The 24,732-nt window shown below is 73.8% G+C and carries 24 protein-coding genes and 3 tRNA genes; 11 read left to right on the top strand and 16 right to left on the bottom strand.

The genetic code is table 11. The features are described 5' to 3' along the window. Positions 1–107 precede the first annotated feature (107 nt). From ACFWI8_RS20095 to ACFWI8_RS20080, 4 genes are all read left to right on the top strand, one after another. Positions 108–1,580 carry a hypothetical protein gene (locus ACFWI8_RS20095; RefSeq protein WP_387093190.1) on the top strand — a complete coding sequence of 491 codons (1,473 nt, stop codon included), beginning with the start codon at positions 108–110 and terminating at the stop codon, positions 1,578–1,580. A 146-nt stretch (positions 1,581–1,726) separates the two neighbouring features. Beyond that, positions 1,727–3,169, top strand: coding sequence for a N,N-dimethylformamidase beta subunit family domain-containing protein (locus ACFWI8_RS20090; RefSeq protein ID WP_387093187.1), 1,443 nt, complete (start codon positions 1,727–1,729; stop codon positions 3,167–3,169). Positions 3,170–3,291: 122 nt separating this feature from the next. Continuing rightward, positions 3,292–4,218, top strand: coding sequence for a phosphoribosylaminoimidazolesuccinocarboxamide synthase (locus ACFWI8_RS20085; RefSeq protein WP_387093184.1), 927 nt, complete (start codon positions 3,292–3,294; stop codon positions 4,216–4,218). A gap of 182 nt (positions 4,219–4,400) precedes the next feature. Further along, entirely contained in the window at positions 4,401–5,372 is a 972-nt protein-coding gene (locus ACFWI8_RS20080; protein ID WP_387093181.1) for a helix-turn-helix transcriptional regulator, read from the top strand. A 13-nt stretch (positions 5,373–5,385) separates the two neighbouring features. Here ACFWI8_RS20080 and ACFWI8_RS20075 read toward each other — a convergent pair whose 3' ends face one another. The 6 genes from ACFWI8_RS20075 to ACFWI8_RS20050 form a co-directional block, all read right to left on the bottom strand. After that, complete coding sequence (locus tag ACFWI8_RS20075; protein ID WP_387093178.1) at positions 5,386–6,831, bottom strand: phytoene desaturase family protein; 1,446 nt, start codon at positions 6,829–6,831, stop codon at positions 5,386–5,388. Positions 6,832–6,875: 44 nt separating this feature from the next. Beyond that, a complete protein-coding gene (locus tag ACFWI8_RS20070) occupies positions 6,876–7,481 on the bottom strand; it encodes a response regulator (RefSeq protein WP_387093176.1) in 606 nt (201 codons plus the stop codon). After that, the gene (locus ACFWI8_RS20065) at positions 7,478–8,704 is read right to left on the bottom strand and encodes a sensor histidine kinase (RefSeq protein ID WP_387093173.1); all 1,227 of its coding nucleotides are present in this window, start codon (positions 8,702–8,704) and stop codon (positions 7,478–7,480) included. The genes ACFWI8_RS20070 and ACFWI8_RS20065 overlap by 4 nt, the downstream gene beginning before the upstream one ends. Before the next feature lie 180 nt (positions 8,705–8,884). Further along, positions 8,885–8,957, bottom strand: a tRNA-Gly gene (locus ACFWI8_RS20060). Positions 8,958–9,003: 46 nt separating this feature from the next. Beyond that, positions 9,004–9,075: transfer RNA gene (locus ACFWI8_RS20055), tRNA-Gly, on the bottom strand. 88 nt (positions 9,076–9,163) lie between these two features. After that, a complete protein-coding gene (locus tag ACFWI8_RS20050) occupies positions 9,164–9,493 on the bottom strand; it encodes an Lsr2 family protein (protein ID WP_387093170.1) in 330 nt (109 codons plus the stop codon). Positions 9,494–9,808: 315 nt separating this feature from the next. On the opposite strand from ACFWI8_RS20050, the gene purS reads away from it, so the two are divergent. The 5 genes from purS (at position 9,809) to ACFWI8_RS20025 (ending at position 14,107) form a co-directional block, all read left to right on the top strand. Next, the gene (gene purS, locus ACFWI8_RS20045) at positions 9,809–10,081 is read left to right on the top strand and encodes a phosphoribosylformylglycinamidine synthase subunit PurS (RefSeq protein ID WP_387093167.1); all 273 of its coding nucleotides are present in this window, start codon (positions 9,809–9,811) and stop codon (positions 10,079–10,081) included. Next, the gene (purQ, locus tag ACFWI8_RS20040) at positions 10,078–10,752 is read left to right on the top strand and encodes a phosphoribosylformylglycinamidine synthase subunit PurQ (RefSeq protein WP_387093164.1); all 675 of its coding nucleotides are present in this window, start codon (positions 10,078–10,080) and stop codon (positions 10,750–10,752) included. Before purS ends, purQ begins: the two co-directional genes overlap by 4 nt. Next, positions 10,752–13,031, top strand: a complete 2,280-nt coding sequence (gene purL, locus ACFWI8_RS20035) for a phosphoribosylformylglycinamidine synthase subunit PurL (protein WP_387093161.1) — start codon at positions 10,752–10,754, stop codon at positions 13,029–13,031. The genes purQ and purL overlap by 1 nt, the downstream gene beginning before the upstream one ends. A 126-nt stretch (positions 13,032–13,157) precedes the next feature. Continuing rightward, positions 13,158–13,232: transfer RNA gene (locus ACFWI8_RS20030), tRNA-Gly, on the top strand. A gap of 110 nt (positions 13,233–13,342) precedes the next feature. Beyond that, on the top strand, positions 13,343–14,107 hold the full coding sequence (locus tag ACFWI8_RS20025; RefSeq protein ID WP_387093158.1) for a class I SAM-dependent methyltransferase: 765 nt from the start codon (positions 13,343–13,345) through the stop codon (positions 14,105–14,107). An 8-nt stretch (positions 14,108–14,115) separates the two neighbouring features. Here the strand turns inward: ACFWI8_RS20025 and ACFWI8_RS20020 are convergent, their stop codons facing one another. The 7 genes from ACFWI8_RS20020 to ACFWI8_RS19990 form a co-directional block, all read right to left on the bottom strand. After that, positions 14,116–14,454: a DNA-binding protein gene (locus ACFWI8_RS20020; RefSeq protein ID WP_387093155.1), complete on the bottom strand. Its 339-nt coding sequence runs from the start codon at positions 14,452–14,454 to the stop codon at positions 14,116–14,118. Then, positions 14,451–14,732 (bottom strand): hypothetical protein, encoded by a 282-nt coding sequence (locus ACFWI8_RS20015; RefSeq protein WP_387093152.1) that lies wholly within the window; start codon positions 14,730–14,732, stop codon positions 14,451–14,453. The genes ACFWI8_RS20020 and ACFWI8_RS20015 overlap by 4 nt, the downstream gene beginning before the upstream one ends. A 36-nt stretch (positions 14,733–14,768) precedes the next feature. Further along, the gene (locus tag ACFWI8_RS20010) at positions 14,769–15,542 is read right to left on the bottom strand and encodes an SDR family oxidoreductase (protein WP_387093149.1); all 774 of its coding nucleotides are present in this window, start codon (positions 15,540–15,542) and stop codon (positions 14,769–14,771) included. A gap of 9 nt (positions 15,543–15,551) precedes the next feature. Continuing rightward, positions 15,552–17,387 (bottom strand): ABC transporter ATP-binding protein, encoded by a 1,836-nt coding sequence (locus tag ACFWI8_RS20005; RefSeq protein ID WP_387093146.1) that lies wholly within the window; start codon positions 17,385–17,387, stop codon positions 15,552–15,554. Further along, positions 17,384–19,144, bottom strand: a complete 1,761-nt coding sequence (locus tag ACFWI8_RS20000) for an ABC transporter ATP-binding protein (RefSeq protein WP_387093143.1) — start codon at positions 19,142–19,144, stop codon at positions 17,384–17,386. Before ACFWI8_RS20000 ends, ACFWI8_RS20005 begins: the two co-directional genes overlap by 4 nt. Positions 19,145–19,278: 134 nt before the next feature. After that, positions 19,279–20,115 carry an SDR family oxidoreductase gene (locus ACFWI8_RS19995; protein WP_387093140.1) on the bottom strand — a complete coding sequence of 279 codons (837 nt, stop codon included), beginning with the start codon at positions 20,113–20,115 and terminating at the stop codon, positions 19,279–19,281. A gap of 34 nt (positions 20,116–20,149) precedes the next feature. Continuing rightward, complete coding sequence (locus ACFWI8_RS19990) at positions 20,150–20,842, bottom strand: NADPH-dependent F420 reductase (RefSeq protein ID WP_387093137.1); 693 nt, start codon at positions 20,840–20,842, stop codon at positions 20,150–20,152. Positions 20,843–20,976: 134 nt separating this feature from the next. Between ACFWI8_RS19990 and ACFWI8_RS19985 the strand changes: the two genes are divergently transcribed. Further along, positions 20,977–22,218: an MFS transporter gene (locus ACFWI8_RS19985; RefSeq protein WP_387093134.1), complete on the top strand. Its 1,242-nt coding sequence runs from the start codon at positions 20,977–20,979 to the stop codon at positions 22,216–22,218. Between the two features lie 13 nt (positions 22,219–22,231). On the opposite strand, the gene ACFWI8_RS19980 is transcribed toward ACFWI8_RS19985, so the two are convergent. The 3 genes from ACFWI8_RS19980 to ACFWI8_RS19970 all read right to left on the bottom strand — a co-directional run bounded on the left by ACFWI8_RS19980 (position 22,232) and on the right by ACFWI8_RS19970 (position 23,780). Then, positions 22,232–22,714: a hypothetical protein gene (locus ACFWI8_RS19980; protein WP_387093131.1), complete on the bottom strand. Its 483-nt coding sequence runs from the start codon at positions 22,712–22,714 to the stop codon at positions 22,232–22,234. 15 nt (positions 22,715–22,729) lie between these two features. Continuing rightward, on the bottom strand, positions 22,730–23,218 hold the full coding sequence (locus tag ACFWI8_RS19975) for a YbhB/YbcL family Raf kinase inhibitor-like protein (protein ID WP_387093129.1): 489 nt from the start codon (positions 23,216–23,218) through the stop codon (positions 22,730–22,732). A gap of 61 nt (positions 23,219–23,279) precedes the next feature. Then, positions 23,280–23,780, bottom strand: a complete 501-nt coding sequence (locus ACFWI8_RS19970) for a PH domain-containing protein (protein ID WP_387093126.1) — start codon at positions 23,778–23,780, stop codon at positions 23,280–23,282. A gap of 131 nt (positions 23,781–23,911) precedes the next feature. On the opposite strand from ACFWI8_RS19970, the gene ACFWI8_RS19965 reads away from it, so the two are divergent. Next, positions 23,912–24,661, top strand: a complete 750-nt coding sequence (locus ACFWI8_RS19965) for a sterol carrier family protein (RefSeq protein WP_387093123.1) — start codon at positions 23,912–23,914, stop codon at positions 24,659–24,661. The last annotated feature ends 71 nt before the right edge of the window (positions 24,662–24,732 follow it).

Genomic DNA, 24,732 nt, shown 5'->3' with positions numbered 1-24,732 from the left:
CCCTCCTACGGCGATCGGATCACCGTGCGTTGCGCTGTCAGTGCCCGGTGCGACAGTGGGAGGACGGCCAGGGCGGTCGGCGGCGTCGGAAGAGCGGAGGGCAGGTCATGGTGCAGCGTGGGGCGCGTGATGCCGGCGGCGCCGGACACTCCGCGCGGGATCACGCGTTGGCCGTGCTGCGGGTGCGCGACGGCGCGTTGGCGGTGGCGCTGCTGCCGGCGGCGGTCGCCGTGGTGCTGTTCGCCACCGGCGTCGGGCGCGCCGTCCGCTGGCCGGTGGCCGGGCTCGCCGTCGCGGTGCTGGCCGTCGCGGCGGTCACCGGCCTGGTGATCGCCCGCGCGCGCCCCGCCGTCACACCCACGGTCGCGGTGCCTGAGCGTGCCGCGCCCGCGCTGCACGAGCTGATACAGGACCTGGCCGAGCGGCTCGACGTGCCGACCCCGGCCGGCATCGCCCTCACCCCCGACTGCGACAGCTGGCTCGAGGAGCCGCCGCGCGCCGGCGGGGCGCGGCCGGCCGGGCCGGTGCTCGTCATCGGCTCGCCGTTCCTGTGGTGGCTGCGGGTGGCCGAGCTGCGGGCGCTGCTCGCGCCCGTGGTCGCCGGCACCGGGCCCTCGGCCCACCCGGACATCGCGGCCGCTCGCCGCTGTGTCCGCGCCTGGGACGCGACGGCCGGGCTCGCCGCCGGCGGCTCGGCGGCCCGCCGCCCGCTGCTGGCGTTCGCCGGCCGGGTGGCCCGGCTGCTGCTGCGGGCGGCCGCCCGGCACACCGCCGACATGGAGCGCGGGGTGGCGCTGGCCGCCGCCGGCCGCGCCCAGGGCGTCGAGCCGGCGCTGCGCACCTCGGCCCAGGAGCAGGTCGGCCTGGCCTACGCCGGCTGGGACCGGCTGCTGACCAGGGTCGCCTCACCCGCCTGGCGCATCGGCCGCTGGCCGCGCGGGCTCAACGCGGGCGTGGTCGCGGCGCTCACCGAGCTGTCCAGGAGGGACCGGCTCGCCGAGGGCTTCGCGGCCCGGCTCGGCGAGCGTCCCGCCTGCGACCTGTTGGACGAGCCGGGCGTGATGGACGACGAGATCTCGCTGCTCGCCGCCCGCCTGCTGCGCGGGGTGCCGGGCGCCCCGCTGCCGGCCGGGTGGTCCCCGGTGGACTGGGTGGCCTACCCGGACGAGGTGGTGGACCGCATCTGGCGGGACCGGGCGGCCCGGCTGTTCGCCGCGCTCGACGCGGCCGAGACACCGACGTTGGCCTGGGCCCTGGAGCGCCTGGCGGCCGCGGCGGCCACCGACCACGGGGTGGACGCGCTGGCCGCCCGCCTGGCCGCCGGCGCGGGCCGCGGCGAGACCCGGGAGTCGCTCGTGGAGCACGTCGCGGCCGCGGTCTGCTGCGCGGCGGCCGACACCTCGGCGGCCGTGCCGGGCCTCGACTGGCTGGACGGCCCGGTGCTGTTGGCCGAGGGCAAGCGCCGGCAGGACGTGGCGGCGCCCGTGCGCAGCCTGGTGGACGACGGCGATCCGGGGCCGCTGCGCGACTGGCTGGCGGGCATCGGCGCCCGCGCCGACAAACCGGTGCGCCTGGTATGACACCGAAGGCCCTGGACAGTTTGCCCGGTTGGCGCCACTATCGGGCCATCATCTCCGGTCAACGTCGCGACGACTGGTGACCGGGCACTCGCGGGATGTGATGTGCTGGGGGGTCCCACAGGCGACGGAGGTGTAGGGAGGGGAGATTGAGCAGGAGCACCGAGCGCATCGGGCGATGGGAGTCGGGCGCGCTCACCCAGGCCGTCTCCGATCCGTTCGGGCAGGGTCCTTTGCCCTGGTTCCGGGGGGACGAGCGCCAGTTCAGGCGCAGCGACCACGCGGTGCCGACGCGCCCGTCCGGGCCGGCCAACGCGGACGACGTGGCCTGCCAGATCAAGGGCTTCGTGCCCGACGGCGCGGTGGCGCCCGGCCGCCCGCTGGACTTCCGGGTCACGGTCAACCCGACGCGCGAGTTCACCATCGACATCTACCGGATCGGCCACTTCGCCGGCGACGGCGCGCAACTTCTCACACACAGCCCCAAGTTGATGGGCACCCGGCAGCCGGCGCCGCTGATCGCCGGGCGCACCGTCTCCTGCCACCACTGGTGGCTCTCCTGGCGGTTCCAGGTGCCGGACGACTGGCAGCCGGGCGCCCACGTCGCCGTCCTCACCACCGCGGACGGCGCCCACCGCTCGCACGTGCCGTTCACCGTCAGGGACGACAACCCGGCCGACCTGCTGCTGGTGCTGCCGGACGTCACGTGGCAGGCGTACAACCTCTTCCCGGAGGACGGCCGCAGCGGCGCCAGCCTCTACCACGCCTGGGACGCCGGCGGCCGGCTGCTCGGCGAGCACGACGCCGCCGTCACCGTCTCCTTCGACCGGCCCTACGCGGGCGCCGGCCTGCCGCTGCACGTGGGCCACGCCTACGACTTCATCCGCTGGGCCGAGCGCTACGGCTACGACCTCGCCTATGCCACCGCGCGCGACCTGCACGCCGGCCGGGTCGACCCGTCCCGGTACCGGGGGCTGATCTTCTCCGGCCACGACGAGTACTGGTCGCGCGAGATGCGCACCGCCGTCGAGCGCGCCCGGGACGCCGGCACCTCGCTGGTCTTCCTGTCGGCCAACACCATGTACTGGCAGGTGGGGCTCGGCCCGCTGCCCTCGGGCGACCCCGACCGGCTGCTGAGCTGCCGCAAGCGCCAGGGCCCGGGCCGCGCCGTGCTGTGGCGGGAGCAGGGCCAGCCGGAGCAGCTGCTGCTCGGCATCCAGTACGCGGGCCGGGTGCCGCGCCCGCACCCGTTGGTGGTGCGCAACGCCGACCACTGGCTGTGGGAGGCCACCGGGGTCACCGAGGGCGCCGAACTGCCGGGCCTGGTCGCCGGCGAGGCCGACCGGTACTTCCCCCGCACCCCCCTGCCGGACTCGGTGAGCCGGGTGCTGCTCGCCCACTCCCCTTACCGGGACGACGGGGGCGCCCGCCGCCACCAGGAGACCTCGCTCTACCGGGCGCCGAGCGGCGCCTGGGTCTTCGCCTCCGGCACCTTCGCCTGGTCGCCCGCGCTCGGCCGCCCCGGCTACCTCGATCCCCGGATCCAGAAGGCCACGGCCAACCTGCTGGACCGCATCTGCAAGCGCGACTAGCCGCGGCTGGCCGCGACGACGGGGGCGGGGCGGGGGCGGCATCCGACCTGCGGGACAATAAGGGCGCGAGATCAACCACCCCCCGAAGCGGCCCATCAACCCCAGAGTTGCCAGGAGGCGCTGTGCCAGGATTCGTCGAGAAGCCCGAGCCCGTGCGGGTGCCCGGACTTGAGCACCTGCACACCGGGAAGGTACGCGATCTCTACCGGAACGAGGCCGGCGAGCTGGTCATGGTCGCGAGCGACCGGGTCTCCGCCTACGACTGGGTGCTGCCCACCCCGATCCCGGACAAGGGCCGGATCCTGACCAGGCTCTCCCTCTGGTGGTTCGACCAGTTGGCCGACCTGGTGCCCAACCACGTGATCTCCACCGAGGTGCCGGCCGGCGCGCCCGACGACTGGGCCGGCCGCGTCACCGTCTGCCGGTCGCTGGACATGATCCCGGTCGAGGCGGTGGCCCGCGGCTATCTCACGGGCTCCGGGCTCGCCGAGTACCAGCGCGACCGCACCGTCTGCGGCCTCGCGCTGCCGCCCGGCCTCGAGGACGGCTCCGAGCTGCCGGCGCCCATCTTCACCCCCGCGACCAAGGCCGCGGTGGGCGAGCACGACGAGAACGTGAGCTACGAGGAGGTCGCCCGCAAGGTCGGCGCCGAGACCGCGGCCCAGCTGCGGCAGGCCACGCTCGCCGTCTACAACCGCGCCAGGGACGTGGCCAGGGACCGCGGGATCATCCTGGCCGACACCAAGTTCGAGTTCGGCAGGGTCGTCGGCGTCGAGGACGACGAGCCGCTGGTGCTGGCCGACGAGGTGCTGACGCCGGACTCCTCGCGGTTCTGGAGCGGGGACGAGTGGCAGCCGGGGCGGCCCCAGAAGCCCTACGACAAGCAGGTGTTGCGCGACTGGCTGTCCTCCCCCGAGTCCGGCTGGGACCGGGCGGGCGAGGCACCGCCGCCCGAGCTGCCGGCCGAGGTCGTGGAGCGCACCAGGGGCCGGTACGTCGAGGTCTACCGCAGGCTGACCGGAGTGCCCTGGGACCGCGTCGCCGACTGAGCGGCCGCGCCCCCACCAGCGCCGTGGTGCCGCCGGGTGCGCCGATTCGCCGGGACCGTCATGGCTCGGCGACGAATGTCACGGGGCCGGCACGGTCCACGTCCGGACGATTCACAGCCCACGCCGCTCGCCGAATCGGGTGATAGCAAAGACGGCGAAAGCGGTTGCGTCAGAGGTGGGTCATGGGGGAGATCGCGTTGTCGTTCCTCGGCGTGTCCGGTGAGGACGAGAGGGTGTACCGGCACTGTCTCCGGAGACCGCGCACCACGTTGCCCGAGCTGTGCGCGACCCTGGGGCTCGATCCGGTCGACGCCCTGCCGAGGCTGCGCAGGCTGCGCAGCCTCGGCCTGGTCAGGCTGGCTCCCGGCGGCCGGATAGCGCCCGCGCTGCCCGAGACCGCGGTGGCCAGGCTGGCCGCCGCCACCGACGGCCGGGGCACTGGCCACGAGTCGGGCCGCGTCATGGCCTCGCTCGCCTCGCTGCGCGCCGAGGCGGCGACCGCGGGGGGTTCCGCCGCCGGCCGCCCGGGCGTCGAACTCGTCACCGACCTCGCGGACATCCGTGACCGCGTCACCGACTGGGCCTTCCAGGCGTGCGACGAGGTGCTCTCCATGACGCCCTGGAGCGCCATCACCCCCGAGTACCTGGCCTTCGCCCGGCCGATCGCGCTCCGCTGCCTGCGGCGCGGGGTGCGGTTCCGCAGCATCATGGTGGCCGACAGCCTCGGCCACCCGCCGACCGCCGCCTACATCGACGAACTCGCCCGCAACGGGGCGCGGGTCCGGCTGGTGCCCACGGCCACCGAGCGGCTGCTGATGAGCGACCGTCGGGTCGCCCTGCTCCCGGCCCGCGGCGACGTCCTCGACCACGGCGCCCTGATCGTCACGGAGCCGGGCATCGTCGCCAGCGTCGCCAGCCTCTTCGAGCGGGCCTGGGCGCAGGCCGAGCCTCACCCGCGCCCGGCGGGGCTCCCGGAGACCGAGCGGCGGGTGCTGGCCGCCATGTGCTCCGGCAGCCTGGACGAGACCGGCGCCCGCGCCGTCGGCGTCTCCGTCCGCACCTACCGGCGCCGGGTCGCCGAGCTGATGCGGCAGCTCGGCGCCGGCAGCCGGGCACAGGCCGCCCTGCTGGCCCGCGAACGCGGCTGGATCTGACCGGACTCCAGGCTCACGGCGCCAGCGAGGGCAGCGCCCGCACCCCGAACCGGTGGCGCAGCACCGAGCGGGCCGCGAGCAGACCGCACATCCCGTGCACGCTCGGCCCCGGCGGGGTGGCGGCCGAGCACAGGAACACGCCGGGCAGCGGCGTGCGGTACGGGTCGAGCCCGGGCACCGGGCGGGCCACGCTCTGCCAGAGGGTCATCGCGCCGGAGGCGATGTCGCCGCCGACGTAGTTGGGGTTGTGGGACGCGTAGTCGGCGGCCGCGACGGCGCGCTGGTGCAGCACGGTCTCCCCGAAGCCGGGCGCGAAGCGCTCGATCTGGCCCCGCACCAGCGGCAGCGGGTCGCGGTCGTCCCCGTTCGGCACGTGCGCGTACGCCCACACGGGCCTGGCGCCAGGACTGGCGCGCCCGGGGTCGGTGACGGCCGGGTCGACGAGCAGCACGAACGGTTCGTCTGTCGGCACCCCGCGCGCGGCGAGGTTCTCCTGCCGGACGATCTCGGCCCGCGTGCCGCCGAGGTGCACGGTGCCGGCCCGGCCGACCAGCGGGTCGGCCCAGGGGATGGGCTCGGACACCAGGAAGTCCACCTTGGCGGCGCCCGGACCGTACCGGAAGCGGGCGAGCCGCCGCGCGTACCCGGCCGGCAGCCGGTCGCCGGCGATGGTCAGCAGTTCCCGGACGCCGGTGTCGAGCAGCACGGCCCGGGCGCCGGCGAACTCCCGCAGGTCGGTGACCCGGTGGCCGGTGTGCAGCGTGCCGCCGTGGGCCCGGATGTCGTCGGCCAGGGCGGCCGCGATCCGGCCGCTGCCGCCGCGCGGCAGCGGCCAGCCGCCGGCGTGGCCCAGGTGGCCGAGCAGCAGCGCGACCGCGGCGGCCGGCACGCTCGGCAGCCGGCCCAGGGCGTGCGCCGCCACCCCGGCGAGCAGCGCGGCCGCCTCCTCGCCGGCGAACGCGCCGGCCGCCAGCCGGGTGGCGTGCCGCGGCAGGCGGCGGGCGAGCAGCGCGGCCGCCACCGGATCGCGCGGCAGGGAGCGCTGCCCGGAGAGCAGGAGCTCGGTGACGCCCGCGCTGTGCTCGACCAGCGGCCGCATCAGCCGCCGCCAGCGCCTCCCGTCAGGACCGAGCCGCTCCGCGGTGCGCTCCACGTCGTGGAAGGCGACGGCCGCCCGCCCGCCGTCCAGCGGGTGCGCGTAGGAGATCTCGGGCCGCAGCAGGTCGACCCCGCGCGCGGCCAGGTCGAACTCCCGGAAGAACGGCGAGGCCGCCGCCATCGGGTGCACGGCCGAGCAGAGGTCGTGCGTGATCCGCTCGTCGAACAGGCTCTCGCTTCGCAGCCCGCCGCCGATCGCCTCCGCCGCCTCGTACACCGCGACCCCGAGCCCGGCTCGGGCCAGCACGACTCCGGCGGCCAGCCCGTTCGGCCCGGAACCCACGATCACCACGTCCGCCACCACGCCACGCTATCCGCTGCCCGGCGGGCGGCGGCCGCGCCGGGTCACACCCAGCCGCGCTCGCGGGCGAGGCGGGCCGCCGCGTGGCGGTTCTCGGCCCTCAACTTGCTGGCCGCTGACGACAGGTAGTTCCGCACGGTGCCGGGCGCCAGGTTGGCGCGCTGCGCGATCTCGGCGATCGGCGCCCCGTCCGCCGCCAGTTCGAGCAGCTCCGCCTCCCGCTCGGTCAGCGGCGAGTCGCCCGCGCTGATCGCGTCCGCGGCGAGCGCCGGGTCGACGTAGCGGTGACCCGCGTGCACCGTGCGGATGATCTCGGCGAGACGGGACGCCGACACCGTCTTCGGCAGGAAGCCGCGCACCCCGGCGGCCAGCGCCCGCTTCAGGTGTCCTGGCCGCGCGTGGCCCGTGACGATCAGCACCGCGCACCCCGGCACCTCGGAGCGCAGCGAGGCCGCCACCGCCACCCCGTCGGCGCCCGGCATCGCCAGGTCGAGCACCGCCACGTCGGGACCGTGGGCCCGGGCCATCGCCAGGGCCTCGGGGCCGGTGGCCGCCTCGGCCACCACCGCCAGGTCGTCCTCGAGACCGAGCAGGGCGGCGAGCGCACCCCGGATCAGATGCTCGTCGTCCGCGAGCAGCACCCGGATCACACGCCGCTCCCGAGCCGGATTTCGGCCGTCAGCCGGAACACGTCGTCCTCGCCGCCGGCGGTGAGCGAACCGTCGAGCTTCGCCAGCCGCTCCCGCAGGCCGGCGAGGCCGGATCCGCCCCCGCCGCCGGATATTCGGCGCACCCCGTCGTTCTCCATGTCGAGCACCACCCGGTCCGGCCCGGGGCGCCGCAGCCGCACCACGCAGCGCGCCGCGTCGGCGTGCCGCAGCACGTTGGTCGTGCCCTCGCGCACCACCCAGCCGAGCGCCGACTGCACGGCCGCCGGCAGCTCGGCCGCCGCCCCGTCCTCTATTCGGCAGCTGATGCCGGCCGCCTCGAGCACCCCGCGCGCCCCGGCGAGTTCGGCGTGCAGGTCGGCCGCCCGGTAGCCCCGCACGACCTCACGCATCTCGGCCTGCGACTCCCTGGCGATCCGCTGCACCTCCGTCATCTGGGCCACCGACGCCTCCGCCCCCGCTTCGCCGCGCCGCGCCAGCGCGACCGCGAGCTCCGCCTTGAGCGCGATCACCGACAGGTTGCGCCCCAGCACGTCGTGCAGGTCGCGGCCGAACCGCAGCCGCTCCTCGGCCACCGCGAGCCGCGCCTCCGTCTCCCGCGCCGCGTCCAGCCGGTCCATCACCCGCAGCGTCCACGCGGAGGCCCGGGGCAGGACGCCCAGACCCGCCCCCACCGTGCACGTCACGACCACGAGGAGCGCCGACGCGACGGCGGCGGAACCCACCGCGGTGAGGCCGGCCGCCGCCACGCCGACCGGCAGCAGCTGGAGCGCGAGCGCCCGCCGGACGGGCAGGACCAGCGACACGGGGGCGGCGTAGTACATGAGGACGTAGACGATGAACGTGGAGGCCGTGGGCAGCCGCAGGCCGTCGGCCGCGACGGCGCCGACCGGCACGGCGACCGCGACGAGCGTCAGCCCCGTGTAGCAGGCGAGCAGCCGGTCGGGGCGCGGGCCGCTGCCCAGGTAGTGACGCAGCCCGGCACCGGTCAGCAGCATCTGGCCCGCCACGTGGGCCGCGCCCACCGCGCCGGCCGCCAGCAGCCCCCAGGTCGAGCTCTCGCGCCCGTCCCGCGCGAGCGCGAATCCGACCATGCCGGCCTCCATCGCGGAGAACCCGTACAGCGACGCCCGCGTGTACTGGTGGACCCGCGTCAGCTGGCTGCCTCGCCGGGCGGACTCCAACCACCCGAACCCCCACACCATGACCTCCCGGTTGCCGCCGCGGCCTCGCGGGTTCTCCGCCGCCCGACCAGCGTGGCCCGTGCCCCGGCCGGTCGCCACTGCCGAAAGTCAGGACTTCCCCCTGACAAATGTCAGCCCGGGTATCCGATCCACGCGCACACGACGAAGGGCCCGGTCCAGAAGACCGGGCCCTTCACACTGAGCGGACGACGAGATTCGAACTCGCGACCCTCACCTTGGCAAGGTGATGCTCTACCAACTGAGCCACGTCCGCATGTGCCACCACTGTACCTCATCCGGAGGACCGGTCCAGCGGCCAGAGCGGGTGACAGGAATCGCACACTGCGCCTCCCCCTTGGAAAGGGGGTGTTCTGCTACTGAACTACACCCGCGCGACCTGGGGTTCGAGGCCTTCCGGCTCCGTTCCCTGCGGCGCGCTCCAGACTCTAGCCGATCACCCCGGGTTCATGGCAAGTCGGCTCAATGGCCCGACGCGTGCGCCTCGTTGAAGGCGTCGTAGACCTTCCTCGGGATGCGGCCGCGGGCCGGAACCCCGAAGCCGTTGGACTCGGCCCAGGCCCGCACCGTCTTGGGGTCGGGCGCCACGGCGGTGTGGTGGAAGGCCTTGCCGGACTTCGCCCGCTTCCGCCCGGCCTCCACGTAGGGCGCGAGCGTGGTCCGCAGCTTCTCCGCGTTGTCAGAGCTCAGGTCGATCTCGTAGCTCTTACCGTCGAGGCCGAAGACAATCGTTTCGGACGCTTCGCCACCGTCGATGTCGTCGGCGAGAGTGACCACTACACGCTGTGCCACGAATATCGGTCCTTTCGGGAGGAGGCCGGCCGCGCTCCCTGCGCCGAGCGCTCTCCCATAGATCGTGAGCGAGGGTTCTTTAATTTGTACTGGATCTGCGGGCTAATGCGAAGAGGGCGAATTCGACATCGCGTCATGTTCGCATGTCGGGTCGCACCGGGACACTACTTTTTCCTCCACGTTTCTTGGAGGGGTTTCCAGGCTCGATACCTTAACGTGACCGAAGGGGCTCTATCTACCCGGGTAGATTTCCCCGCCCGGTAGGCTGAGCGGTGCGTCATGCACACCATCACCGCACCATCACCGGGAGTACCAGTGGCTCGCGTCGTAGTCGACGTCATGCTCAAGCCGGAGATCCTCGACCCCCAAGGCCAGGCGGTCCAGCGGGCCCTGCCGCGCCTCGGATTCGAGGGCGTGGCCGACGTCCGCCAGGGGAAGCGCTTCGAGCTCGAGCTGGCCGGACCCGTGGACGAGGCGGCCCTGGAGCGGGTCCGCGAGATGGCCCGCACGTTTCTCGCCAACACCGTGATCGAGGACTTCCACGTCCATGTGGAGGGGGAAGTCGAGGAAGAGGGTGCCGTCCGGTGACAACTCGTGTAGGAGTCGTCACATTTCCCGGCTCCCTCGACGACCGTGACGCGGCTCGTGCGGTAAAGCTCGCCGGCGCCGAGCCGGTGGCCCTCTGGCACGGCGACAAAGACCTGCGGCAGGTCGACGCCGTGATCCTGCCCGGCGGATTCTCCTATGGCGACTATCTCCGCTGCGGCGCGATCGCCCGATTCTCGCCCGTGATGGAAACGATCATCGACCAGGCCAGGGCCGGGCTGCCGGTCCTGGGCATCTGCAACGGTTTCCAGGTGCTGTGCGAATCACATCTGCTGCCCGGCGCGCTGACCCGCAATGACCACCTGCACTTCATCTGCCGCGACCAGCGGCTGCGCGTGGAGAACGCCGACACCGCCTGGACCGGCGACTACGCGGCCGGCCAGGAGATCACCGTCCCGCTGAAGAACGGCGAGGGCGGCTACGTCGCCGACGAGCGCACCCTGGACGAGCTCGAGGCCGAGGGCCGGGTGGTCTTCCGCTACCTCGGCGTCAACCCCAACGGCTCCCGCCGTGACATCGCCGGGATCACCAACGCGGCCGGCAACGTCGTCGGCCTGATGCCCCACCCCGAGCACGCCGTCGAGGCCCTCACCGGCCCGACCACGGACGGCCTGGGGTTCTTCACCTCGGTCCTGAAGAAGCTGGTCGCCTGATGTCTCCCACGCGCCCCACCCCGACCCACCACCTCGACACGGTCAAGCACGCCGCAGAGACCCCGGACACCCCCCTGCCCTGGGCCGAACTCGGTCTCAAGCAGGACGAGTACGAGCGGATCGTGGAGATCCTCGGCCGCCGCCCGACCGGCGCCGAGCTCGCCATGTACTCGGTGATGTGGTCCGAGCACTGCTCCTACAAGTCCAGCAAGGTCCACCTGCGGCAGTTCGGCGAGAAGGCCCCGGCCAGCGACGCCATGCTGGTCGGCATCGGCGAGAACGCCGGCGTGGTCGACGTCGGCCAGGGCTACGCGGTCACCTTCAAGGTCGAGTCGCACAACCACCCGTCCTACATCGAGCCGTACCAGGGCGCGGCCACCGGCGTCGGCGGCATCGTCCGCGACATCCTCGCGATGGGCGCCCGCCCGGTCGCCGTGATGGACCCGCTGCGCTTCGGCGCCGCCGACCACCCCGACACCCACCGGGTGCTGCCCGGCGTCGTCGCCGGCATCGGCGGCTACGGCAACTGCCTCGGCCTGCCCAACATCGGCGGCGAGGTCGTCTTCGACCCCTGCTACCAGGGCAACCCGCTGGTCAACGCGCTCTGCGTGGGCGTGATGCGGCACGAGGACATCCACCTCGCCAAGGCCACCGGCGCCGGCAACAAGGTCGTCCTGTACGGCGCCCGCACCGGCGGCGACGGCATCGGCGGCGTCTCCGTGCTCGCCTCCGAGACCTTCGACGGCCAGGGCAAGCCCGCCAAGCGCCCGGCCGTCCAGGTCGGCGACCCGTTCCAGGAGAAGCTGCTCATCGAGTGCACCCTTGAGCTCTTCGCCGAGGGCCTGGTCGCCGGCATCCAGGACCTCGGCGGCGCCGGGCTCTCCTGCGCCACCTCCGAGCTGGCCTCGGCCGGCTCGGGCGGCATGCGGATCGAGCTCGACGCGGTGCCGCTGCGTGACGCCTCGCTCTCCCCCGAGGAGATCCTGATGAGCGAGTCGCAGGAGCGGATGTGCGCGGTCGTCGCGCCCGAGCACGAGGCCCGCTTCCTGGAGATCTGCGCCAAGTGGGACGTGATCGCCACCGTCATCGGCGAGGTCACCGACGGCGACCGGCTGGAGATTTACTGGCGCGGCGAGCAGATCGTGGACGTGCCGCCGCGCACCGTGGCGCACGAGGGACCGGTCTACGAGCGGCCGTTCGCCCGCCCCGACTGGCAGGACGCGCTCCAGGCGGACGACGCCGGCGCTCTGCCGCGCCCCGCCGACGCGGCCGAACTCCGTGCCCAGGTACTGGCGTTGGTGTCCTCCCCGAACCAGGCCGACAAGTCCTGGATCACCGACCAGTACGACCGGTACGTGCTGGGCAACACCGTGCTCGCCCAGCCCGAGGACGGCGGCATGATCCGGGTCGACGAGGAGACCAACCTCGGCGTCGCGATCGCCACCGACGGCAACGGGCGGTACGCCAAGCTCGACCCGTACGCCGGCGCCCAGCTCGCGCTCGTCGAGGCCTACCGCAACGTCGCCGCCACCGGCGCCCGGCCGCTGGCCGTCACCGACTGCCTCAACTTCGGCTCGCCCGAGGACCCGGCCGTCATGTGGCAGTTCGCTGAGGCCACCCGCGGCCTCGCCGACGCCTGCCAGACCCTGGGCACCCCGGTCACCGGCGGCAACGTCTCGCTCTACAACCAGACCGGCGAGACCGCCATCCACCCCACCCCGGTGGTCGGCGTGCTCGGCGTGATCGACGACGTGACCCGCCGCACGCCGATGGCGTTCCGCGAGGCGGGACAGCTGATCTACCTGCTCGGCGACACGGCAGATGAGTTCGGCGGCTCGGCCTGGTCCCAGGTGGTCCACGACCACCTCGGCGGCCTGCCGCCGCGCGTCGACCTGGAGCGGGAGCGGCTGCTGGCGGAGATCCTGATCTCCGCCTCCCGCGACGGCATGATCGACGCGGCGCACGACCTCTCGGACGGCGGTCTGATCCAGGCCGTCGTCGAGTCCTGCCTGCGTGGCGGCAGCGGCGCCCGGCTCGTCGTGCCGGACGGGCTCGACCCGTTCACCTTCCTCTTCTCCGAGTCCACGGCCCGCGCCGTCGTGGCGGTGCCGCGCAGCGAGGAGGTCCGGTTCACCGACATGTGCGTGGCCCGCTCCCAGCCGGCCACCCGCATCGGCGTGGTCGACGGCGACGAGATCGAGCTCCAGGGCCAGTTCACCATCCCGCTGGCCGAGCTCCGCGAGGCGAACGAGCACACGCTGCGGGCGTTCTTCGCCTGACGCCGGGCGTCACCGAACGAGCGGCGGCACCGTGCGTCGCCGCTCGTTTTGGTGAACTCCCCTGGATCCGCTAGTGTTTGGGGCACGCGGTCGGAAGCGGAACCGAAGGGTCCGATTCCTCGCCACGCGGGTGTAGTTCAGTAGCAGAACACCCCCTTTCCAAGGGGGAGGCGCAGTGTGCGATCCCTGTCACCCGCTCCAGGGTTCGATGCCCCGCTCGACTTCTCGTCGAGCGGGGTCTTCGCGTTCCGGGGTCGGGCGCGCGATAACCGGGTGACGGTGGGTGGCCCGGCGCCCTAGCCTGCCGGTCCATGACCGATCACGTGGACCACGTCGCACGTAACCGTCACTACTGGGACGAGACGGCCGCCGGCTACCACGGCCCGCTGGCCCGCGACCACTGGGCGCGGACCGAACCCCGCTGGGGCCTGTGGGGCACCCCCGAGTCCCAGGTCCGGATACTGCCCCCCGACCTGCCAGGCACCCGCGTCGTCGAGCTCGGCTGCGGCACCGCCTACGTCTCCGCGTGGCTGGCCCGCGCCGGCGCGCATCCGGTCGGCGTCGACGTCTCCGAGGCCCAGCTGGCCACCGCCCGCGCCATGCAGGCCGAGTTCGGCCTCGACTTCCCCCTGGTCCAAGGCAGCGCCGAGGACGTCCCCTACCCGGACGACTCCTTCGACCTGGCCATCAGCGAGTTCGGCGCCTCCCTCTGGTGCGACCCGGACCGCTGGATCCCCGAGGCCGCCCGCCTGCTCCGCCCCGGCGGCCGGCTGGTCTTCTCGCGCTACGCGCCGCTCTACGCCCTGACCGTGTCACCCGAGGAGCACCGCGCCACGGACACCCTCCACCGCCCGCACTTCGGCGGCCTCGGCCGCATCGACCTGGGCGACCGCGTCGAGTTCGTCTCCTCCCACGGCGAGATGGTGCGGACGCTGCGCGCCAGCGGCTTCACCGTCGACGACCTGATCGAGATCCAGGCCCCGGCCCCGGCCCACCGCGAGTTCGACGAGGTCTCGTCGGAGTGGGCGCACCGCTGGCCGAGCGAGGAGATCTGGAAGGCGACGCTGACGGGCTGACCGGTGCGTCAGATGGTGATCGGACGAACCCGCCGCCCGCACAGTCGAGCCATGCCGTCACCGTCCGAGGTGAGCAGCGAGACGGGCGGTGGCTGCCGAAGCGCCAACTCGGCCACCATGGCATCGATGGCGTACGTGTGCCCGTGAAGGCCGGCTTCCTGGAGAAGCCCGGCCGCGGCTCTCGCTGTCTCCTTGGTGATGTCGTGCACCCGCATCCGGGAGAGGACCCAGTCCATGCGGGGCCGGGACCCTCCCTTGTGCTGAACCTCGATGATGAGCATCGTCTTGCGATCGCCGGCGAGGTGGCCGGAGAGACCAGCCGAATCCAGGACGAGGGTGCCCTTCACGCGGCAGCGTTGCCGCCGGCGTCGGCCTCACCCATGAGCGCGGAACGGGCCCAGGCCCGTTCCGCGTCGGTGAATCGACCGTGCTCCTGTTGGTACGCCTCGAGGTCCTGGCCGATCAGCTCGCGCCGCAGACGGTGCTCGACCGCCTCGGCGACATAGGCCGAGAACTCGCGTTGCCCGGTGATGTTCCGGATGGCGGCCGCCGTTCCCTCGGGAAGGGAGAGGCTGACGCGTACCGACGGTCCTTCGCCAACGGCAGGCTGTTCCGAGCTCGACATACCAGCCATTGTGTCCATTGCTGTGGGAAGAGAGCCTCACCGCAGGGTGATCACGTTCCCCGTGACGAGCCACGCCTCGTCCGACACCAGGAACGCGATGGTCCTCGCCACCTCCGCCGGCTCGGCGACGTGGAAGTGGGTGGGGCTCGACGCGACGAACGCGCGGACCTCGTCGGTGACCCAGCCGGTGTCGGTCACCGGCGGGTGCACCACGTTCGCGGTGATGCCGAGGTCGGCCAGCTCGGCGGCGGCCGACATCGTGTAGTCGGTCTGGGCGGCCTTGGCCGCGCCGTACGAGACCTCGCGCGGGAAGCCGAGCGCGCCGCCGGACGTCAGCCCCACGATCCGGCCCCAGCGCGCGCCGCGCGCCCGGTGGCGCCTGGCCAGCTCGCCGATCAGCAACGCGGGGGCGCGCGCGTCCACGGCGAACTGCCGGGCCCAGGTCTCGGCCGACACCGGGCGCAGCTCCCGCCCGAACCGGTCGGTCGGTTCCGGCGTGAAGGTGTCCTGGACCCACCCCGAGGCGTTGTTGACCAGGATGTCGACCGGCCCGAGCCGCTCCTCCGCGACGTCGAAGACCGCCGCCGGCGCCTCCGGGGCGCTCAGGTCGGCCTCGAACGCCGCCGCCCGCCCGCCGGCCCGGCGGATCTCCTCGGCCACGGCCTCGCCGTCGCCGGTGCCCGCCACCCGGAGGTAGGTGACGAGCACGGCGGCCCCGCGCGCCGCCAACTCCCGCGCCGTCGCGGCCCCGATCCCGTGGTTGGCGCCCGTCACGACGGCGACGTGCCCGGCGAGTGGTCCATCCGACATGCGTCGTTCCTAGCACGCCGGGGCCGCACCGCCCAGGGCGCCGGCTTCCGGATCACCGCCGTGGCTCGGGTCGTCGGCCGAAGGCCGCACCGCCCGCCACGCCTGGTGCAGGCTCGTGAACCGGCCCTGTCGGGTGAGGAGCACGTCGGGTGGGCCGTCCTCCGCCACGTGTCCGTCGTCCACCACCAGGACCCGGTCCGCCAGGTGGACGGTCGTGAGGCGGTGGGCGACGACCAGGGCCGTTCGCCCCCGCAGCACGGTGCGCATCGCGTGGTGCGCGGCTCGTTCGGTGGGGAGGTCGAGGGAGGACGTCGCCTCGTCGAGGATCACGACGGCGGGTTCGGCGAGCAGGGCGCGGGTCAGGGCGATGAGCTGCCGCTGGCCCGCCGAGAGCCGGGTGCCGCGGGCGCGGACGTCGGTGTCGTAGCCGTCCGGCAGCGCGGCGATGACGTCGTGCACCCCGATGGTCCGCGCCGCGCGGACGATGGCCTCGGCATCCGCCTCTGGCCGGCCGATCGCGATGTTCTCGGCCACCGAACCGGAGAAGAGGAAAGCGTCCTGCGGCACCATGGCCACGGTCCGGCGCAGCTCGGCGGTGGAGAGGTGACGCAGGTCCGTGCCGTCGACGAGGACGCGGCCGGCGGTGGGGTCGTGGAAGCGGGCCAGCAGCCTGGCGAGCGTGGACTTGCCGGCACCGGTCGGTCCGACCACGGCGACGGTCTGGCCGGCGGGGATGTGGAGGTCGATCCCGGAGAGCGCCTCCCCTCCGGCCGGGTAGGCGAAGCTCACGTCCTCGAAGGTCACCGAGCGGCCGGGGCGCTCGGCGGCGGGAGGCGGGAGAGGTACGGCGACGGTCGGTTCTGGGACGGTGGGCCGTTGGGCGAGCAGCGCGGCGATCTTCTCCAGGGAGGCGGCCGCCGACTGGTAGGCGTCGGCGACTCCGCCGAGCCTGAGGGGGTTGTCGTAGAGCTGCCGCAGGTAGAGGACGGCCGCGGCGAACACGCCCAACTCCAGGCCGCCGGAGACCACCCGGGAGGCGCCCCACGTCACCAGGGCGGCGACGGCGAGGTTGGCGACCAGCCGCGACGAGGTGACATAGCGCGCCATCTCCAGGCCGGCGTCGCCGTTCGTCCGCCCGTGTGCCCCGCTGAGGGCGGCGAAGGCGGCGCCCTCGGACTCCTCCCGCCGGAACGCCTGGACGGTGCGGATGCCGCCCAGGGTCTCCGCGAGTCTCGCGACGACGGCCGCCATCGCGCTCGACCGGTTGCGGTAGACGCGTGTCGATCGCCGCCGGAAGGACCGCATGGTCCAGGCGAGCGGCCCCATGACGAGTACCGCGGCCAGGCCCAGCGGCCAGTCGAGGAACAGCAGCGCCGCCGTGATGTAGGCGGTGGACACGGCGGCGGTGACGATCGTCGCCAGCCCTTCGTCGAGCAGGCCGCGCAGCGCTTCGACGTCGGTGGTGATCCGGGACGTGAGACGTCCTGAGGTGTAGCGCTCGTGGAAGTCCAGGCTCAGTCCCTGGGCGTGCCCGAACACGCGGACCCGCAGGTCGAGCAGCACGTCCTGGCCGATGCGGGCGGAGACCGTGACGAAGGTGTACCGCAGGACGCCGGAGGCCGACACGCACAGTAGGTAGCCGATCGCCACGCCGGTCATCGGCCCGCGGTCGCCGGTTCGCCAGGCCGGCACCGCCTGGTCGATCGTGTACGCCACCAGCAGCGGGCCCGTCAGCGCCGCGCCTCGTTGCAGCAACACCAGGGCGCCGGCCAGCCAGAGGCGGCGCACCCGCGGGCGCAGCAGGGACGCCAGCAGCGTCCTGGCCGCGCTCCCGGGGGCAGTCATCGGGCACCGCCCCCGTCGGTCGCGAACCCGCTCATCAGGGCGGCGTACTCCGCGCAGGAGCGCAGGAGTTCGTCGTGCGTCCCGACGGCGGTGATCCGGCCGCCGGACAGCAGGGCGACCCGGTCGGCGAGCGAGACGGTGGACGGCCGGTGCGCGACGACCAGGGCCGTCGTGGTGGCCAGGACCCGGCGCAGCGCCGCCTCGACGAGCGCCTCCGTGTGGATGTCCAGGGCGGAGAGCGGATCGTCCAGGACGAGCAGGCGGGGGCGGCCGACGATGGCACGGGCCAGCGCCAACCGCTGGCGTTGGCCGCCGGAGAGGCTCATGCCCTGCTCGCCGACGTGGGTCAGCGCACCGTCGGGGAGGGCCTGGACGAAGCCGTCGGCCTGGGCGATGCCCAGGGCCCTGGCGAGATGCCCCGCGTCGGCGTGCTCGGCTCCCAACAGGACGTTCTCGGCGACCGTCGTGGAGAAGAGCGTGGGCTCCTCGAAGGCGACGGAGACCTGACGCCGCAACTCCGCGCGTGTCAGTGCCGTGACGTCCGTACCGTCGAGCAGGATCCGGCCGCCGGTCGGCTCGTGCAGCCGGGGCACCAGGGCGACCAGGGTGCTCTTGCCGCTGCCGGTGGCACCCACCAGGGCCACGGTCTCGCCGGGCGCGATCCGCAGGCTGACGCCGCGGAGCACGGCCGGCTCGCCCGGCGGAGCGTCCGGGTAGCGGAATTCCACGTCCTCGAAGACCACGTCGGCCGCGCTCGCCTCGGCCGTCGGAGCCGTGAGGTGACGCGCTCGCGCGTCGTCGGCGGGGGCCGGCTCGTCCAGCACCTCGAAGTGGCGGTCGGCCGCGGTCGCCGCGTCGCTGCTCATGGCCAGCAGCGATCCGGTCGACGCCACCACCGGGCGCAACTCCAGGGCGATGGCCAGGAAGGCCAGCAGGGTTCCGGCCGACAACTCGCCGTCCGCCACCTGCACCGCGCCCAGCACCAGCGCGGCCCCCAACGACGCGTCCGGCAGCAGCGCGACCAGTGCCGACAGGGCCGCCAGCAGGCGGGCCTTGGTCAGTTCGGTGCCGTGGATCCGGAGAGCGTGCTGCCGGAAGGCCCGGGTCAGGGCGCGGTGATGACCGAAGCTCTTGACGACGCGGACGCCCAGCACCGACTCCTGCGCCATGGTCGTCAGTTCGCCGGTCTGCTCCCGCACCTGGCGCGCCGCGAGGGCGAACCGCGTCTCGAGAAGGGAACACAGCGCCAGCAGCGGCACCACGGGGGCCAGCAGCACCAGGCCGAGCGACCACCGCTGGGCCAGCAGGAGCACGCAGCCGACCAGCAGCGTCACGCCGTTGACCACCAGGAACGGCAGCGCCACCGCCAGGAACCCGTGCAACGACCCCAGATCCGCGGTGCCTCGCGACACGAGCTGTCCCGACGACCAGCGGTCGTGAAACGCGACGGGTAGACGCAGCAGATGGTCGTGGAGCGTCTCACGCATCGACGCCTCCACCGCGGCCAGTGGCCGCGCCGTCAGCCAACGCCGCACGCCGAAGATGCCGGCCTCGACGACACCCAGCAGCAGGAGGACTCCACCGCCCAGCCACACCCCGGTCGCGTCCCCGTCGCTGACCGGACCGTCCACCATCCACTTCAGCACCAGCGGCATCAGCAGCGCGAGACAGGAGGCGACGACCGCCAGCGGCACCGCGAGGAACACCCGGCCCCGCACCGGCCGCACGTAGGGCCGCAGCCGCCACAGCGAACGCACCGTGGAGCGTCGGGGAGGGCCAGGGAGCAAGGTCACCACCAGAGCAGGCGTCAGCCGAGGAGGGTAGCGACGCCCGTCACGGCGGTCACACGCTTTTCCGCGTTGTTGGTCGCCGCCCGGCAGGGGCGGCTCGGTCAGGGCGCGAACGCCGGCGCGTTCTCCTCGGTCCACTGGCGGAAGGTGCGGCCCGGCTTGCCGGTGACGCGGGTGACCGTGTCGTGGACGGCGAGCAGCGCGTCGTTGACGTCGCCGCCCATCAGGTCGAGCACCGCGTCGGCGACCCCCGCGCCGAGGACGGGGGCCAGCTCGTCGTGGGCCGTCTCGCGGGTGACCGCCTGCCAGCGGGCCTCCCGGCCCAGCACGTCGGCGATCGTCTCGACCTGCTCCCGTGCCGTGACGCGGGTCGGCCCGGTCAGGGCGTGGGTCCGGCCCCGATGGCCGGGCTCGGTCAGCGCCGCGCCGGCCACGGCGGCGATGTCGGCGGGGTGGACGGCCGGCAGGCCGACCTCCGGGTAGGGCAGGCGGACCGCGCCGCCCGCGCGGATCGCCCCGGCCCACCACAGCGCGTTGGACGCGAACTGCGTCGGCCGCAGCACCGTCCACGCCATCCCGCTCTCCCGCAGCGCCCGCTCGACGGCCGCGTTCGCGGCGGCCTGCGGCAGGTGTGGGTGGGTCTCCACGGTGATGGACGAGACCAGCACCACGTGTGCGACGCCCGCGTCCCGCGCCGCCGCGAGCACCTCCGCGTCGGCGCCGAGCCCGGACGGCAGGAACAGGGAACGCACGCCGGCCAGTGCCGGCTTCAGCGCGTCGGGCCGCGCGAGGTCGCCCCCGACCGCCGCCACCCCGTCCGGGAGGCCGGCCCGTGCGGGGTCCCTGGTGAGGGCCCGCAGCGGGCCGACGCCCGCCGCGTGGAGCTGCCGGACGAGGGGGCGGCCGATGTTGCCGGTCGCGCCGGTCACAAGGATCATGCGGCCGACACTAGAACCTCAAGACGGGTTGAAGTCAACGCGTGGCCGCGGCCAGCGCCGCCCGCACCTTCGCCGCGGGGGCCGTCGTGCCCGGGTCGGTCGCCAGGCCCTCGAAGCCGACCTTCGGGTCGGCCATGTACGGCGCGGCGTACGCGGGCGTGCCCGGCTGGAAGCGCCAGCTGTCGGCCAGCGTGCCGGCGTCCACCGCGTCCCAGCCGAGCCGGTCGAGGAGTTCGGTCGCCCGCGCCTTCGCCTCCGCGTCGTCGCCCGCGATCGGCAGCGCGCTCCGGTCCTCGGCGCCGGACGGCCGGGCGTAGTTCAGCAGATGTCCCCAGTAGATGTTGTTGAACGCCTTGACCACCTGCGCGCCGGCCAGGTGACGCTGCACCAGCTCGCTGCTCGTCGTCTCGCCCGAGTCGAGCTCGGGGACGTTCCCGTCGCGCTGCGGGTAGTAGTTCAGGGTCTCCAGCACCAGCTTCCCGGCCAGCGGCGTCACCGGCACGTCCTGGTACGCCTTCAGCGGGATCGACACCACCACGATGTCCCCGTCCTCCGCCGCCTCCTCCGTCGTGCCGGCCCGTGCCCGGTCGCCCAGCTCCTGGACGAGTCCGACCAGTGTCTCGGGCCCGCGCGAGTTGCTGACCACCACGTCCAGGCCGGCCGCGATCGCGAGCCGCGCCACGGTGCCGCCGATGTTTCCACTGCCGATGAGTCCGAGTGTCGTCATGCCGGGCACAACACCGCCGCGCCGCGGCGCGTTCCCGAAACCGGCCGACTTCAGTCGGACAGCGGCCCGCCGTACGGACCGTCACACCGAAAAGGGGAGGCGCCGGTGGCCGGCGGCGGCCTACACTCCCCGCCGTGTCGGAGGCCAGCGTTGAGCGGCGCCCGTTGTGGCGTGACCGGAACTTCTCGATCTTCTGGGCGGCGCAGACGCTCTCCGTCGTCGGGGACTCGTTCGCGCTGATCGCGCTGCCGCTGCTGGTGCTGCACGCGACCGGATCGGTCGCGCAGATGGGCCTGTTGACCGCCGTGGCCGGCGCCGCCTCGCTGCTGGCCGGGGTCTTCGCGGGGGTGGTGGCCGACCGGTTCGACCGCAGGAAGCTGCTGATTGGCTGCGACCTCGCCCGCATGGTGCTGTACGCGCTGATCCCGCTGGCCTGGGCCTTCGGCCCCGAGGTCTGGCTGCTCTACGTGGTGCTGCCGCTCGGCGAGGCCGTCGGCATGCTCTTCATGGTCACCTATGTGACCGTCGTCCGGGGGCTGGTCGGCACCGAGCGGCTGACGGAGGCCAACGGTCGGCTCAACGCGACGGCCGCCGCGGCCGGGGTGCTCGGGCCGCTGTGCGCGGGTGTCGTCGCGGCCCGGTTCGGGCCGGCAGCGGCCGTCGGCGTGGACGCGGCGAGCTTCGCGGTGTCGGCGGTCTGCCTCAGCCTGGTCAGGTTCGGCGCCCCGGAGACCACCGGTGAGCGAGGTGGTCTTTGGCGTGACCTGTTCGCCGGGGTGGCGTTCCTGCGCCGGCACCCGGTGCTGCGGGCGCTGACCGTGCTGCTGACGCTCTTCAGCTTCCTCCAGCTCGGCCTCAACGACCTGGTGATCTACCACCTCAAGCACGACCTCGGGCAGGGCGACGGCGCCGTCGGCACGGTCTTCGGGATCGGCGCCCTCGGCACCGTCACCGGCGCCCTGCTGGTGGCCGCCGTACGCCGCAGGTTCGGCTTCGGGCCGACCTGGATCAGCACCGTCGTGGTCGGCGGGGTGGCCGTGGCGGGCATGGGTCTTGCCGACTCGGTCGTCGGGGTCGCCCTGTGCGTCGCGCTGTTCCTCGGCTCGGTCAGCATGGCCGGCACCTGCTCGATGTCGCTGCGGCAGGAGGTGACGCCGGAGCACCTGCTGGGGCGGGTGACCTCGGCGTTCTGGACCCTGCACTACTCGGCGGCGCCGATCGGCGCCGCCGTGCTGACCTGGGCCGCGCAGCACCGCGGCACCACGCCGGTGGCGCTGGCCACGGGCGTCGGCTTCCTGGGGATCGCCGCGCTGGCGCTGTGCACCCCGGTCAGGAGCCCGCGCCCCGAGCGGCTGCCGTTCCGCTACGCGGACTGACCGCGGAGAGCGGCTACGTCGACTCGTAGCGGGTGCCGAGGTCGGGGCGGTCCGCGCCCTTGAGCTCGGTGACCAGGTGGTGGGTGACCGCCAGGTCGTGCAGGACGCCCCGGGTCCTTTCCACCGGGAGGTCGGCCGTGCGGGCGATCTCCGGCGCGTACACCCCCTCGCCGCCGTGCCGGCGCTCGGCCTCGGTCAGGGCCTCGAAGACCCTGGCGTGGTCGGGTCCGTAGCCGGGGTGCCCGCGTCCCGTGAAGGTGCGGCCCGGCGGCGGCAGCGGCGCCTGGGAGGTGCGGCGCTGCTCGGCCCGCTCCTCGGCCAGCTCGCGCTGCTTGCCCCGGTGCGGGAGCGGGGTCTCCTTGTCGGCGTGCGGGGTGCCGCGTTGCTTGGAGGCCCCGGTCGTCGACTTGCGGGCGCTGGGCAGGTCGCCGGCCCGCTGGGCGTCGCGCGCCGCCCGCCGGCGCTGGACCTCGTTGCCCTCCATCTTCTTGCTCATGTCATCCGTCACCACCTACCGCTGGTAGAGGCCGGTCAGGGTGGACTCGGCGAGCCGCTCGTCCTCCAGCGCCCGGTGCACCTCGGAGGCCGAGGCGTGGTCCGGGATCGGGATGTGGAACGGCAGCGCGTACAGCCGGAACCGGTAGCGGTGCGCCGGGTCGCCGACCGGCGGGCGCGGGCCGTCCCAGCCGTGGTCGCCCATCGTGTTGGCGTGTGCGCGGCCGCCCGCCGGCAGCTCGCCCTCGGCGATGCCGCGGGCGCCCGGGTCGATGTCCGTGACCAGCCAGTGCACGTACGTCCCCGCCGGCGCGTCCGGGTCCTCGCACAGCAGCGCCAGTTCCTGGGTGCCGGGCGGGGGTCTGGTCCAGCTCAGCGGGGGTGACACGTTGCCGCCGTCGGCCGAGAACCGGGGCGGGATGGGCGCCCGGTCGTCGAACGCGGGGCTCCGCAGGTGGAAGCCGTCCTGGGCGGGGTTCTCGTAGGTGTCCTCCATACCAGTCATGGGGCCGAGGTACCCGGGATCAGCGGAGGCATTCAGCCCGAAACTGCCGAAAAGGGGCGGATCACTTCGTCTCGACGAGACCGTCGATGGCCTGGTGGATGTGCTGCTTCAACGTCTCCGGCTCCGGCACGTGCTTGAAGACCATCAGACCCTGCTCCGAGGCGGACTGCACCCGCACCGTGCCGTAGCGCCAGATCCGCTCCCACAGGGAGGCCGAGAACGACACGTCGTTGACCCGGCTCAGCGGGATGCTGGTGCCGGCCTTGGAGAGGAAGCCCGAGCGCTTGTGCAGCCGCCGGCTGGTGAGGAAGTACAGCGTGGCGCGCCACTGCAGCAGCGGCACCAGCCACCGCCACAGGGCCAGGACCGCCGCGAGCCCGACGACCACCCAGGCGGCGATCCGCCCCCAGTCCTCGTCGGTGGGGAGCACGAACACCAGGGCGGCGGCCGCCGCGACGATGACGACCAGCTGCACGAACTCGCTGATCAGCGTGGTCCAGTGCTGCCGCGTCTCGTAGATCAGCACTTCGTCTTCGGCGAGGTAACGGTCCGCGATAGCCATGCCGCGATCCTGACACGCGGCACGGGGCCGCGGGCCGGCGGCCGCCCAGTTGATATGGCCTTGTCATCTTGACAGCGCGCCGAGGGTACCGCTCGCGGGACGGTCCGCGGCGTCCGTCGTAAGCTCCTGACATGTCTGGTGCCGTCCGACGCAAGCCCCGCGCCTACCATCCCGACCGGGTCCGCGACGCGCTGCTCGCCCAGGTCGAGTTGCTGCGGTCGGCCGTGCGGGAGCTGACCCCCGAGCGGCAGACCGAGCTCGCCATGCTGCTCGGGCACCTGGCTCGGCAGATCGACGCGCTGCCCAAGCTGCTCGCCGAGCCGGCGCCCGCCGCCACCCGCCCCGAGGTCGACGTCACCGACTGGGTCGCCGCCACCGTGCACGAGGAGCGGGACACCGCGGACGCCGACGTGATCAGCGCGGCCGCCGAGGAGATGGAGGCCGTGGTGGACACGGGCGTCCGCGAGGACGTGCTGATCCCGCACCACCTGGGCGCCATGCGCGCCGTGGACTTCACCGTCACCCGGATCGTCGAGCTGACCCTGCACAGCGACGACCTGACCCGGGCCACCGCCCGCCCCGTGCGGCTCGACCGGGGGGCGCTCGCCATCACCACCCGGGTGCTGGCCGACGCGCTCGCCGCCAAGGCGCCGGGCGCCTCCACCGAGGTCAGGATCCCGCCGTTCGCCGCCGTCCAGTGCCTGGCAGGACCCCGGCACACCCGCGGCACCCCGCCGAACGTGGTGGAGACCGACCCGGTGACCTGGCTGCGGCTCGCCACCGGGCGGGTCGGCTGGGAGGCGGCCGTCGCGAGCGGCCGGCTGCGGGCCGGCGGGGAGCGGGCCGGGGCGCTCGCCGGCGAACTGCCCGTGCTCGGCTGATCGCAGCCCGTCCGCCATCCCGTCCCACACCCGTTCCGTATGGGGCATGTCTCACAATCGCGGGGTTCTCG

It is taken from the genome of Streptomyces sp. NPDC127098, from assembly GCF_042722465.1.
GTDB classification, from domain to species: Bacteria; Actinomycetota; Actinomycetes; order Streptomycetales; family Streptomycetaceae; genus Streptomyces; species Streptomyces millisiae.
Note: the sequence above shows the minus strand (reverse complement) of the source record. Positions and strands in the feature narration are given on the sequence as shown.